The sequence below is a fragment of the Pseudoalteromonas sp. SG43-5 genome (genome assembly GCF_014164345.1).
GTDB classification, from domain to species: Bacteria; Pseudomonadota; Gammaproteobacteria; order Enterobacterales; family Alteromonadaceae; genus Pseudoalteromonas; species Pseudoalteromonas distincta.
This window is the reverse complement of sequence record NZ_JACJFA010000038.1, coordinates 1-13,148: the sequence shown is the minus strand read 5'-3', so window position 1 is coordinate 13,148 and position 13,148 is coordinate 1. Positions and strand designations below refer to the sequence as shown.

Below are 13,148 nucleotides of genomic sequence, written 5' to 3'. Positions count from 1 at the left end.
AAAGTGGCTATTATTGCCTGTATAAGAAAGCTTATAGTAATCATAAATTCTATGGTGAGGGATGGTGTCATGTGGGATCCTAAAATGGTTTGAAATTAGGAATTGACACCATAGTCACTTGTTATGTGTAAATTTTTAACTGAACTTTGCCGTTTATAATTTCTAAGTTACCAAACTCACCTACAACCTTAAAGCCCTGATTTGTTTCAATTAACGAGTCTATATTGCCATAATCAAATGAACCATCTATATCATTGTTTGGTTTAACACTACTTTGTTCAACAAGCCCTGAATATGAAGTAAAACCCGTAAATTGAATTTCACATTTACGGTAGCAAGTATATTCATCAGGTTTTGGATTTAGATAATGAGGTGAATCAGGCCAAATGCTAGCCTCAATTTTGAATGTGATTTCAGTTGTATTTGAACTCCAACCGAGAACAAACGAATCATTGAAATCTATACCTTTGAAAATATCCATATACTTGATGATATCCGTTTACACCTGACAATTTAGTCTACGACATTTGTCGTTTTACAAACCGACAAATGTCTTTATATTACAATGATTTTATCCTAGCTATAAAATAAACAACTGTAAACAGTTAGTTAGCTTCGCCTTACCTTTTCTAAATGTAGCAAAACCCCAAAACGGTGGAGAGCAGTAATATCAGACAAATCGTTGTTTAGTTATACCCGTTGATTATTAATTAACAGGTTATATTTTAAATATCTGTGTTTAAACCAATAACGCGTACACTCTATAACCCTTAAACCTGTAACTCGTTATTACTTATAAAATTAGTTAAAAATCACAATCACCTTCTATTGAATCCTGTGTATTTTTACTTCATATTAAATATTCTTATTTCTCACTTATTATGCTGTTATGTCATTTTTAAAATTTAGCCATGCACTTATCCTCACACTTGCTAGTACCCTACCGCTTACAAGCCATGCTGCGCTTGATAAAAATGAGCGTGAAATAGTAAAACAGGTCGATAAAAATATTCCCCAAGCACTTAAAGAAATAGAGCAAGCCGTAAATATTAATAGCGGTTCGCTTAATATTGAAGGTGTAAAAAAAGTAGGCGCGCTGACAAGTGAGCAACTTAAGGCCATTGGTTTTAAAGTAGAATGGTTGGATGGCAGTGCGTTTAACCGCGCAGGACATGTACTGGCAACCCATGAGAGTAAAAACCCCGATGCAATAAAAATACTGATGATCGGCCATCTAGATACGGTATTTGCCAAAAACGATAACTTTACTACCTACAAACAACTTGATGCCGATACAGCCAGTGGCCCAGGCGTTGCCGATATGAAAGGCGGTAACACGATAATAATTACCGCACTTAAAAGCTTACAAGCCCTTAATTTACTCGAAAATGTAAGCATAAAAGTATTGCTGACTGGCGATGAAGAAAGCAGCGGTCGCCCACTTAGCTTATCTAAACAAGCTATTGTTGATGCAGCAATTTGGGCTGACGTAGCGCTTGGCTATGAAAATGGCGATAACAATATAAAAACAGCTATGGCGGCGCGCCGTGGTTATACCGGCTGGACGCTAAATGTAACGGCAAATGCAGCGCATTCGTCGCAAATATTTAGCGACAGCGTTGGTTATGGCGCTATTTACGAAGCATCACGCATTTTAAATGATTTTAGAGAGCAACTTGCCACGCAACCTAATTTAACATTTAACCCAGGGCTTATTGTGGGCGGTACCAATGCCGACTACGACAGTGCTAACTCGTCAGCAACGGCGTTTGGTAAAAGCAATGTAATTGCACAAACCGTGCATGTTGCAGGTGATTTACGCGCACTTTCGCCAAAGCAGGTAGAAAGCGCTAAAAGGGTTATGCTACAAATTGTGGCTAAAAACTTAGATGGCAGTAAAGCAGAGCTTATTTTTGAAGATGGTTATCCGCCAATGGCATTAACTGATGGCAATAAAAAGCTATTAGAATTATACAGCGACGCAAGCCACGACTTAGGCTTCAACAAAGTAGTAGCCGCCAATCCACGCAATGCAGGTGCGGCTGATATTTCGTTTGCGGCAAACCATGTTGATATGGCACTTGATGGTTTAGGCTTGATGGGCAGCGGTGCGCACACTAAAAACGAAACAGCCGATTTAACCAGCCTTGATAAAAACATTAAAAAAACGGCATTACTCATTCATAGATTAGGAAAACTGTAATAGTAAATGTATTTTAAAGATGAGCGTAGGCCAAATAATAACCGTTCTACGCTTGTACTTACTTTTAAGACATTATTTTATACAGTAATTCTCGCACTGTGGCCGGTTCAAACGGTTTATCACAAATAGCATCAACTCCCGCTTGAGCAATATTAGCTAGGTGAGTGTCGTTTGCCTCTGAGCTCACCATTAAAATAGGAATATGTGAGTAGCTATTTGAGCTTCTAACGGCTTCTGTTAGTTCTCGCCCGTCCATTTCTGGCATGTTGTAGTCGGTTACTATTAAGTCAAACGGTTGGTTATTCAAGTGCTCAATAGCTTCTTTACCGTTTTCAGCTTCTATTGGTGCAGGTATTCCCATCCCTGCAAGTACACGTATTATGTGTTTACGCGCAAAGCGGCTGTCGTCTACCACTAAAACTCGCAGCAGCGTTACGTCAAAATGATCAAGTTCTACTTCTTCTTCGCTTATAATATCAAGGGTTGCTTTGAGTGCGCGGGTAATGGCTTTTGCGCTAAAAGGCTTTGGCAAAATAGCCAGCACACCCGATTGGCGTAATTGCTCAAGGTATTTTTTATTACGCTCACTCGATATAAGCATAAAAGGTTGATGCTCGGTGATAGGGTTTGATCTTATTTCTTGCAATAGTGAGTCGGCTGTCCCGTCAGATAAATACATAGAGCTTATAACTAGATCAGGGTGATAACTTGCTAATAAGCTAAGCGCTTGTGTTTGTGTAGATGCAGTTTCAACTTGTTTTACACCACTTTCTAAAAGCGATTTTATTATTATTTTTTGCTGAACCTCTGAAGGCTCTACAAGTAAAATGGACAAGTTTGCTATTGCAGTTAAGTCGCTCATTCAGATCTCTTTAGTATTGTTATAATCAGGATAATAATAACATTTTTGACTCGTTAATATTATATAAAGAGATTGTAATATTTAAGAAAACATTACCAACCCCTTTAAAATATAGCACTTATTAATTAGATTGAATGTAATCTAATGCATTCATTTTTTTATATGTGACGTTAGCGTGTAAAATATGTGCAGGTTCAGGGTCAACCACTTCAACAGGAATGTCGTAATTTCGGGCTATTTCAATTGCCATTTGCGTAATATTAACGCTAAACGAGGTGCCCATAAATACAATTTTATCGGCGTTGAGCATACGCTGTTGTGCTTGTGTTATTCTGTAAAGCTCGGTGTAGTATTCGTCAAATAATAAAACAAAGGGCTTAAATGAATGGTTTAGCTCAGGCGTTTGGTTTTGAATATTAAATAGCTCAAAAAGAGACTCTTGCAGGCGGCTTTCGTCTACGCTATCCCACGGGGTGGCAAGTGGCGTGACAGGCTCACCTTGCTCATGAAATAAGGTCATTTGATCAAGCCTGCCGTGTATCGCTATGTAATTTTTGTTACCCGCTTTGCCATCAAGCCCATCTATGTTTTGAGTAATTAGGTTTTTGTCACTTAGCCAATGGTGTACGTCGTTTGGGCCATGGTTGCGATACGTTGCAAAGCGATGGTAATACCATGCTAAAAACTCTTTTGGGGCGTTTTGATACATTGCGCGCGTTGCCATTTCCATAGGCGTATAATTTTTACTGCCAATGGTCCAATAACCATCCTCCCCTCTAAAGGTGGGAATACCACTGGCTGCGCTGACTCCCGCTCCTGTAATGTAAAGAGTGTTCACTTTTCAACCTCGTAACCGAGCACGTTAGCGCTTACTTGCTGATTATTATCTATGCCGCCAATTCGATATAAAACCCCACTGTGCTCAAGTAAGCCACGATGATCCATGCTCTTTACTTCAACTGGGGATAAAATCTGCCATTTGTTTTTTTCGATACTAAAGCGCCAAACATGGTCACTTGCTGGTGCAGGTTTGCCGTCGTAACCTATTGCGCTGTAGTTATATGGGTTATTAGAGCCTGCCATCATATAAATATTGCCATTATAGCTGGTGGCTGCCATTCGGTAGTGAGCAGTGCCTGTTGGATGTGGCAAGGTACGCCAATCTATTTTTTGTGGGTTAGTTGAATCTATTGTGCCTTTTAAGCACTGTGCTACACCTGCAAACGAGCGACGCGAATCAGGATTAGCTTGTGTTTTAACGCCATCACAAATAACAATGGTGTTACCACTAATAGCAGCGGCTTGGCCAAATACGGGCTCACCTAAAAATGGCGAGGCTTGTTGCCATGTATTATTTTGCGTGTCGTATACTTGTACTAAGTTTACGTTGCCGTCGTTATGCCAACCGCTAATTAGATAAATGTAACGCGCTTTGTAGCTCAGCGCTACGCTATCGTCTACGGGTACTGGCATGCTCGCAAGATGAGTGTAGGTATCTTTTATTACGTCGTACCTATATACGTCGGGGCTTGAAACTTCAGTATGATCCTCTGCTACCGTATAGCCGCCAAAAACATAAGCGTACTCGCCTAAGCCGACTGCGGTGCTTGCTAAGCGCCCTTTTAATGGCAAGCTTGAAGGCACACCAGTTTTAGATTGCCACTGTGAATCGCCAACTTTAAGCGTCCACACTTTGTTATGCACTGACGAGTATTGTTTATCGCGCCCCAGCCCCATAAAGCTTAAAAAGTAGGGCTGGTTTTTTACAATAACTTTAGCCACAGCATTATTTGCAACAGGCTCAGGTAAAGCGGGAAGGCTTGCTAACGCAAGAGAAAAAAGAAGGCTCATAAGGCAAATAATTTAATAAGAATTAATACGCTCAGATTAAATTATTTTAGCCTTGTGAGCCAGTATTGTTATATCAAAATAATCAAACGCTTTTGATTAGTAACCATATTAGTAGGCAATACTAATATGCTGATTTACGTGCGCTGCATTTTGCGCTACATCAACCATTGCTGTTGCGTAATCAGTGACCGAAACTTTGCTTTCGCCTGCATCATTAGTAAAAAATGTATTACTGCCTATACGGTAATTGCCTTCATTATCACCCAGACATAACTTGTGCAGTTTATTTATCAAGGAACTACCTACAAACTGCTGTAAGAGCATTTATAGATTTTTAACGCAGCGCTGGAAAACCGCTATTAAAAATGTGGCGGTAAGTAATGTATTGTAGTTAAGGGCGTTGTGAAGATGAGCTGTCTAAGGTGGTAGTTCAGCATAATTTTTTAAGGTAAATAGGTTACGTTATCTAAGCCTTGTTGTTTATTTTTGTACATAGCTTGATCAGCATATTTTATAAGTTCATGATCTGTTTGTCCGTGCTCTGGGTAGTTTGCAATGCCAATACTGGGGGAAATATTTAGTAGTACGTCATCTAACTTAAAGACAGCTTTAAACTCAGTGAGGACTTTATTTTTTATTCTGACGGTTTCGTGGCTAGAACTTAAATTATCTAAAATAATTAAAAATTCGTCTCCACCTAAACGCCCTACTGTGTCGTAATGCCTAACCGACGCTGAAAGCCTTTTTGCTATAGCACATAAAAGCTTATCGCCAGTTTCGTGTCCGTGGGTGTCGTTTACTGCTTTAAAGCCATTTATGTCTATAAACAGTAAAGAAAAAAATGTGTTGTTTGTAGTTGCACTAATAATTACTTTTTCTAATCGCTCCATCAATAAAGAGCGATTAGGCAAACCAGTTAACACATCGTGCCGAGCCATGTAATGGAGCTGCTCTTCCATTACTTTTCGCTCAGTTATATCGTGCGCTACTGCAATTCTTACTTGATGTTGCTCTGACCAACGAACAGACCATAATATATGGACTAATTGACCATCTTTTCTCATCCAGCGGTTTTCAAAGCGAGGGTTTACCGTTTCGCCAGACAATAGCGAAGTTACGGCGTTATGCGTTTTGTAATGATCACCTTCGTAAACATAGTTAATCATCTTTTTGCCTACAACTTCGTCGGCCGTATAACCAAAAATTTGCTCAAATGCTGCGCTTACAAAAACAAATGTGCCTTGTTTATCTACCACACAAACGGCATCAAGCATTAAATCGAGTACTTCTTCTACATTAATTAATTCATTTTTTATCATACTTTGGTGCCTTTAAAGCAAAACCAAGCAAATTTAAGTATTCTATATAGCTTTAACAAAAGCAAAGATAATTAAACCACAATCGCAGATAACACAGGGCTAGGTATAAATTGTGCCCATATAATTAATATTGCTTTGAGAAGCATGACACGAAAAAGTTAAGATTAAATATTTAATAACCATAAATACTTTGAAGTTATTCTGGAATAGACTAAATTTCAAGTCGTATATAAACATATAACTATCAGCTATTTACATTTTACTGACTCTTTAATAAATATACTTATAAAGTTCATTTAACTATATTTTTACAGTTCAATTGGGCGAAATTAGACCTTTTAACTACTACAAAATTAGTTACCTTGATTTAATCTCATTTATGCTTTTACACTGTTAATGTATGTTAATATTGTGTGATATCACATGTATTACAAAAACAAAGACTGTTTTTGATTTTTTGATTGCGCAGGAGACTTTTGGGTGAAAATATCACAACGTTTGTTTTGGCCATTACTTTTTGTTTGCCCTCTCCTAACGGCCGAGCCGTTTGAAGATGAAGACCTCGACCTTGATGCTTTAATGGGCATGGATGTACAAGCAACTTCTGCGATGAAAAGAGCACAATCAGCATTTGATACCGCTTCATCTATTTATGTATTAAGTAAAGAACAAATTACTAACTCTGGTGCTACATCAGTACCTGAAGCACTGAAAATGGTGCCTGGTTTAATTGTACGTCAGCTCGATAACAATCAATGGGCTATTTCATCAAGAGGTATCGCCTCTCGATTTTCTAGCAAACTATTGGTTATGATTGACGGACAAAGCTTATATACCCCAAAATTTGCTGCAGTTTATTGGGAAACACTCAACGTTCCTTTGTATGACATTGAACGCATTGAAGTAATACGCGGACAAGGCGGATCACTTTGGGGTAGTAACGCAAATAATGGCGTGATTAATATCATTACTAAAAACAGTATTGATACTCGCGGTGGATACGCAAACGTAACAACTGGTAATCAAATAAATGTTGATGCAAATCTTCGTTACGGTGGTGATATAAGTAACATAGGCAGCTACCGTGTGTATGGTCATGTAAAAGATGCGAATGAATCAAAAAAAGGGATCTTACTCGCACCTAACGATACAACTAAACAAAATTCTTTAGGTTTTCGGGCTGACTTTACCCCTAATGATGAGTGGTCTGCGCTACTACAGGGGGACGTTACTCACTCAACACTTGGTCAAAACTACCGAGGTGTTATAGATGAAACCAACGAAAACATTTCATTCTCAGATGATTTAAAGCGAACAGACTCACGCATAATGGCACGCCTTGAAAACAGAGTGTCGCCCGATGCCAATCAAATGCTACAAATTTCTTGGCTGAAACAAAATGGTTCCCAAGATTATATTAAAGAAGATTTTGAATCGATAGATATTGATTATCAAATGAACTTCATATACCAATCTCTACAGCTAGATTGGGGATTAAACTACCGGTATAACTCTATCTCTTTCGCAGAAAGTGTATTTTTAGATAGCGATAAAAACTTTGATAACCTCAAACAGTTTGGTGCACTTGTTCAAGCTCAATACAATGTGACGCCTGATACACTCGATTTTATTATTGGTACTAAGCTTGATCATAACGATTTAACTGGCTGGGAAAATCAACCGTCAGCAAGGCTTATATACAAACCAGTAGATAACCACCTTACTTGGGGTGCTATATCGAGAAGTGTACGTACACCAACATTGATTGAATTTAACGACAACTTTAAAGTTAATGGTACTGAAATTAAAGATCTTACCGGTTTAAGCTCTGGCTTTGGACAAATAGACGACTACCGAATTGCAACCTACCTAAATGGTAACGACAAAGTTAAATCTGAAAACTATCTATCTTATGAATTAGGCTACCGTTTTACTGCTAACGATTGGTCATTGGATCTTTCTACTTATTATACCGATGCTAATAACGTAGCGGTTATTGATATGAATACGCATGCTGAACAATTCACACCTATACTTGAATTATTTCTAGCAGGGAGAATCCCAGAAGTATTTCAAGCACTAACAATGACTCGCATAGATTTAGACTTTGCATCTGTAGCAGACACGACCACTAAAGGGTTCGACCTAGTTGTATCGTGGCAACCTGTTGATAATCTCAATACTGAGTTTGGTTATAGTTACACCGATTATAACTACGATTTACCTCCTCGAGTAGAGCCCGCAATCGGCTATGACTCTAAAAACAGGCAGTTATTTGCAAAAGCCGATTATTCTTTTTTAACCAACCATAATGTGTTTGCGACATTGCGCGCAATAAACTCAAATGCATATAACACTGATAATTACACAACGTTAGATGTTAGTTGGAATTGGCAAGCAACACCTGTGTGGTCTACTGCAATTTCGGGTAAAAACCTCTTTGCAGGTTCACATATTGAGTACAATAATACGCGCGAAACCTATACATTACCAAACTATATTGATGAATGTATTACATTTACAATTTCAGCAAATTTCTAAGTTAATTAGATGATTAAATTAAGAAGTTTAATTCACAGTAGCTTAATAACGTTGACACTTTTTAGTTCCAGCATTGGCGCTGTTGAAAAAGAATACATGCTAAAAGCAGGCTTCTTATATAACTTTGCACGTTTTGGACACTGGGATTATCATTTAGAATCTCTTAATGAATTTATTATTTGTAGCCCTGATAAATACTTTATTGATGCGGCTAACAACGCTTTAAAAAGTCGCACTATAAAAAACTTACCTCTATACAATAAATTAATCACTCTGGATGAAGTAACAACCTCGGCGTGTAACATGCTATTTATTACCTCTGATACATTTATCGAATGGCAAAACATAACACCTTTAGAGCTGAAAAACGTTATGCTCATTGGTGAAACAGACACATTTATTGAAAATGGCGGTCATATCAGGTTTTTTCTTTCCAGTGGTAAAATTCGCTTTGAAATTGCTCCGAAACAGCTTAAAGATGCAGGCATTACTATGAGCTCAAAAGTGCTACGCCTTGCCCGCGTTGTAGATAGGTAGTGCAATGAAAAAACTATTTGCATTAAATACGATGAGCAAAAAATTACTATTTATCTTAATGAGTGTTGCACTTGTATCAACCGCGACAGTAACCATTGTATTTAGTGCTTATGAAATCACTAGCGCTAAAGAGGAACAAATAGAAAGCTTGGGCTCTCTGTCAAAAATGCTTTCACCGAATATAACTACAGCACTTATGTTTGATGATATAGATGCAGTGCAAGAGCTTATAAACCCAATACTTATACGCTCAGATGTTATTAGTATATTGGTAACAAGTATGACTGGTGAGCAGCTTGTTATTGCGCAATCCGAAGATGAAAATATGGAGCAAAGTATTGAAGTAAGTACACCCCTTCAGCTCGATATGCATGATTACGGTATATTAAAAATACGCGCTAACAACAGCTACATTCAAGACAGAATTACTTTTTACTTTAAGTTTATAATGATTTTGATGATATTCACCTTTGCCATCAGCCTAATTTTATCTCTTTTATTAAGGCGTCGCTTTTTAAACCCTATTTTATATTTAGCTCAAACAGCAAGTAAAATAACTACATCACACGATTATAGCTTACGCGCTAAACAGCTATCACAAGATGAAGTAGGACAATTAACCTCTTGTTTTAATGCGATGTTATACAACATTGAGCAAAGAGAAAATTCATTAGAAAACCAAGTTAGACTGCGTACTAATGAACTTGAAAATGCGAATATTCAGTTGCAACAATATGCCTACCAAGATGGATTGACCGACTTACCAAACAGGCGTTATTTTTACGAAAAACTACAAAGCTTAGTAAGTATTAAGGAAATGAAATTCGCACTTATATTCATAGATTTGGATGGCTTTAAAGAAGTAAACGACAGCCTAGGGCACGACTACGGTGATTTACTCTTACACCAAGTAGCAACAAGACTGCAAAGTTGTATAACGACTAAAGATACAGTCGCACGTTTGGGTGGTGACGAATTTACATTAATTTTAGAGGGTGTAAATAGCCCGGATGAAGCATCAAAAATTGCCGAAGCAGTAAAAAGTAGTTTAATGCAGAGCATTAAAATAAAAAAAGAAACAGTGTATGTTACAGCAAGCATAGGTTTAACATTTTTCCCTGCTGATGGTTTAACAGTAGAAGAGCTCGTTAAACGCGCTGACCAAGCAATGTATTTATCTAAAAATAAAGGCCGGAATCGCTATGAATTTTTCTCTTATGCTATAGAAGAAAAAGCCACAGAAAAGCGTCGTCTAATAGAGGAGATACGCACTGCAATTGTTAAAAACCAATTTGAATTATTTTACCAACCTATATTTTCAATTGACGGGAAATCAGTACCAAAAGCTGAAGCTCTAATTCGTTGGAATCACCCTGAACGAGGCCTAATAGGGCCAAATGAATTTATACCTGTCGCTGAAAAAAACGGATTAATAAACGATATCGGCCAATGGGTAAAATCTCAAGCAATTCAAGATACCGTCCAATTCAATGTTTTAAGTGAAAAGGCAATTCAAGTCAGTGTGAATACATCACCTCTTGAAATTGACCGCGCTGGTTGCTGGGTGGATGAATGGATTGTAGCAAGTAAAAAGTATCAACTACCTGCAAACACAATTTTAATTGAAGTCACTGAAAATACTTTAATGGATCCCGACTCGTCAATACAACGACAATTAAAACGCTTAAGCACTATTAATATAGATATTGCGATTGACGACTTTGGTGTTGGTTATTCTTCTTTGGCGTATTTACAGCGCTTAGATATAGATATTTTAAAAATAGATCGCTCATTTATCAACGATATAGAATCAAACGATAATAGTATTGCTCTCGTGAAAGCTATTATCACTATGGCTCACAATCTAGACGTAATGGTAGTTGCTGAAGGAGTTGAGACACAAAAACAGTATGACCTATTAAAGCAGCTTGCTTGTGATTATATTCAAGGCTACATTTTTTCAAAGGCAATTACTAAACAAGAGTTTATGGAAAAGTATATAATACCAATCCGCAATAATACTTAATCATTTTGCGGGGCTAAACGGGTCGCTACCTGTGTTAAAAAATTCTCATTTAGAACAACTAAATAGCAATTTTTTTGCCTAGCTATCAACACGTTTTTCCATCCTAAAAATAGATCACTTAATTAAGCGAATTGGTATAAAACAAAAAGAAGTGATCTGATTTATGTCTATCATGCTAGATTTTAGCAAGCCAACACAGAACACTTCTTTACTTTTGCCTTAAAAATCCATGTATTTAAAGCTCGATCCCAAGCTATAACCAGCGAGGGACTAGTTGTTTATACTCTTTATATTGTGTAGAAAAACGATGAGCTAAATGAGCCTCCTCAACTAATGTTTGTCTATATATAGCTGTAAAACCAATAACTAAACAGGTCAAACTAAATATACTAGGTAAGGCTAAAAAGAACCCCACCTGTGCAGCTACAACGCCTAAATACATCGGATTCCTAGAGTATTCATATAATCCTGATGTTTTAAGCTCATGTGGTCCCTTAGGATCAATGCCTGAACGCCAAAGGGCTGCCATATGAAAATGTACAAACATCGTTAAAATAAAACCTGCGGTCAATAATACATCGCCAAATAATACGCCTGGCCAGCCATTGAGTATCGGGAATAGCCCAAGATAGCTATCTAACTCAGGTACAAACACTCTAATTACACATACAAACCAAATAGCAGCCCTGAAAAATTTAAAAACCATATGGTTCCACCAACTAGTACAAAATTTATCACCGGGATAAATAACGCCTGATGGTGTATTTCGATTTTTATAAATAATTCTAAATGTATAAAATCCGGCAACAAAAGTATAAAAAATAGCTAAGTAAACTCGGGTAAATTCAACTAGCGATGCAGAGTCATCTACAAATGTTTCATAAGGCATTTAAGTTACAGCTCACAATCATTATTGGTAGTAATTTTAAAACAACTAAGCCAATAGATTTAGTTATAAGATCATGAAATCATATTAGTATTCATTGCCCTCATAAACAAGCTAAGTCTGTGGTTAGTTAACGAGTTATAATGAACTAATCAAACTAATTTATAAATTCTGTTTGATACTTCACCTAAACAACTGCTTACACAAACCGAAAAAGTAAATTCGGTAGTTCACAATTTTGTTTTTATACCAATTCGCTTAATTAAGTGATCTATTTTTCCGCCCTACTCGATGGTGTTGGTATGAGTGTATATTAATTGCGCATATTTTACTTTTCTGCAGACGTAAAAAAGCCCGACTATTTCTAGTCAGACTCTCTACAATTTGAAGCCTTGTGATGTCGTAGTGCCCACAGCGGTGGAGAGCCACATAGCAAATGCTACACTATCTTTGTGTCGCGATATGAGTGTGTATTAATTGCGCGTATTTCACTTTTCTGCAGACGTAAAAAAGACCGAATCGTTAGATTCGGGCTCTCTACAATTTGAATCCTGGTAATGTCCTACTTTCACATAGCAAATGCTACACTATCATCGGCGCTGTTTCGTTTCACTACTGAGTTCGGCATGGAGTCAGGTGGGTCCAAAACGCTATTGTCACCAAGCAAATTAGGTGCAAAGAATCAATGACAAGCACGTAGTGCTACCATTTTCTTTGCGCAAGGTGCCTCAATGTTAACGCTACGCGCTAAGAGTCACCTCTTGAATTTGGAAAATATCTGATAATATTTTTTAAGTTTTTCTAAGTAATATCTACTTTAGTCATATTAACTTCTGTCAAACTGTCGCATAAAACGCGTTTGGCGTTGTATGGTTAAGCCTCACGGGTAATTAGTACAAGTTAGCTTAATGGCTCACACCACT

11 protein-coding genes and 1 rRNA gene are annotated in these 13,148 nt (G+C 37.5%); 4 read left to right on the top strand and 8 right to left on the bottom strand.

The window, feature by feature from the left end; genetic code table 11:
* Positions 1 to 121 precede the first annotated feature (121 nt).
* On the bottom strand, positions 122 to 481 hold the full coding sequence (locus H5161_RS19830) for a hypothetical protein (protein WP_024597446.1): 360 nt from the start codon (positions 479 to 481) through the stop codon (positions 122 to 124).
* A 408-nt stretch (positions 482 to 889) separates the two neighbouring features.
* Here H5161_RS19830 and H5161_RS19825 point away from each other — a divergent pair, with 408 nt between their 5' ends.
* Complete coding sequence (locus H5161_RS19825; RefSeq protein ID WP_182769919.1) at positions 890 to 2,203, top strand: M20/M25/M40 family metallo-hydrolase; 1,314 nt, start codon at positions 890 to 892, stop codon at positions 2,201 to 2,203.
* A gap of 64 nt (positions 2,204 to 2,267) precedes the next feature.
* Here H5161_RS19825 and H5161_RS19820 read toward each other — a convergent pair whose 3' ends face one another.
* The 5 genes from H5161_RS19820 to H5161_RS19800 all read right to left on the bottom strand — a co-directional run bounded on the left by H5161_RS19820 (position 2,268) and on the right by H5161_RS19800 (position 6,235).
* The gene (locus tag H5161_RS19820; RefSeq protein WP_004334468.1) at positions 2,268 to 3,065 is read right to left on the bottom strand and encodes a response regulator; all 798 of its coding nucleotides are present in this window, start codon (positions 3,063 to 3,065) and stop codon (positions 2,268 to 2,270) included.
* Positions 3,066 to 3,186: 121 nt separating this feature from the next.
* A complete protein-coding gene (locus tag H5161_RS19815) occupies positions 3,187 to 3,903 on the bottom strand; it encodes a Sir2 family NAD-dependent protein deacetylase (protein WP_024597449.1) in 717 nt (238 codons plus the stop codon).
* Complete coding sequence (locus H5161_RS19810; protein ID WP_182769918.1) at positions 3,900 to 4,916, bottom strand: kelch repeat-containing protein; 1,017 nt, start codon at positions 4,914 to 4,916, stop codon at positions 3,900 to 3,902. Before H5161_RS19810 ends, H5161_RS19815 begins: the two co-directional genes overlap by 4 nt.
* A gap of 108 nt (positions 4,917 to 5,024) precedes the next feature.
* Positions 5,025 to 5,210: an epimerase gene (locus tag H5161_RS19805; protein WP_024594980.1), complete on the bottom strand. Its 186-nt coding sequence runs from the start codon at positions 5,208 to 5,210 to the stop codon at positions 5,025 to 5,027.
* 149 nt (positions 5,211 to 5,359) lie between these two features.
* The gene (locus H5161_RS19800; RefSeq protein ID WP_182197604.1) at positions 5,360 to 6,235 is read right to left on the bottom strand and encodes a sensor domain-containing diguanylate cyclase; all 876 of its coding nucleotides are present in this window, start codon (positions 6,233 to 6,235) and stop codon (positions 5,360 to 5,362) included.
* Positions 6,236 to 6,715: 480 nt separating this feature from the next.
* Here H5161_RS19800 and H5161_RS19795 point away from each other — a divergent pair, with 480 nt between their 5' ends.
* Genes H5161_RS19795 through H5161_RS19785 form a run of 3 tightly spaced genes read left to right on the top strand, consistent with a single transcriptional unit; the run spans position 6,716 to position 11,339 of the window.
* Positions 6,716 to 8,776: a TonB-dependent receptor domain-containing protein gene (locus H5161_RS19795; protein WP_182769917.1), complete on the top strand. Its 2,061-nt coding sequence runs from the start codon at positions 6,716 to 6,718 to the stop codon at positions 8,774 to 8,776.
* Positions 8,777 to 8,785: 9 nt separating this feature from the next.
* Positions 8,786 to 9,313: a YfiR family protein gene (locus H5161_RS19790; protein WP_182197601.1), complete on the top strand. Its 528-nt coding sequence runs from the start codon at positions 8,786 to 8,788 to the stop codon at positions 9,311 to 9,313.
* A 4-nt stretch (positions 9,314 to 9,317) separates the two neighbouring features.
* Entirely contained in the window at positions 9,318 to 11,339 is a 2,022-nt protein-coding gene (locus H5161_RS19785; protein WP_182769916.1) for a bifunctional diguanylate cyclase/phosphodiesterase, read from the top strand.
* 253 nt (positions 11,340 to 11,592) lie between these two features.
* Here H5161_RS19785 and H5161_RS19780 read toward each other — a convergent pair whose 3' ends face one another.
* Positions 11,593 to 12,228 carry an isoprenylcysteine carboxylmethyltransferase family protein gene (locus tag H5161_RS19780; RefSeq protein ID WP_039486508.1) on the bottom strand — a complete coding sequence of 212 codons (636 nt, stop codon included), beginning with the start codon at positions 12,226 to 12,228 and terminating at the stop codon, positions 11,593 to 11,595.
* Between the two features lie 546 nt (positions 12,229 to 12,774).
* Positions 12,775 to 12,889, bottom strand: a 5S ribosomal RNA gene (gene rrf / locus H5161_RS19775).
* Positions 12,890 to 13,148: the final 259 nt, after the last annotated feature.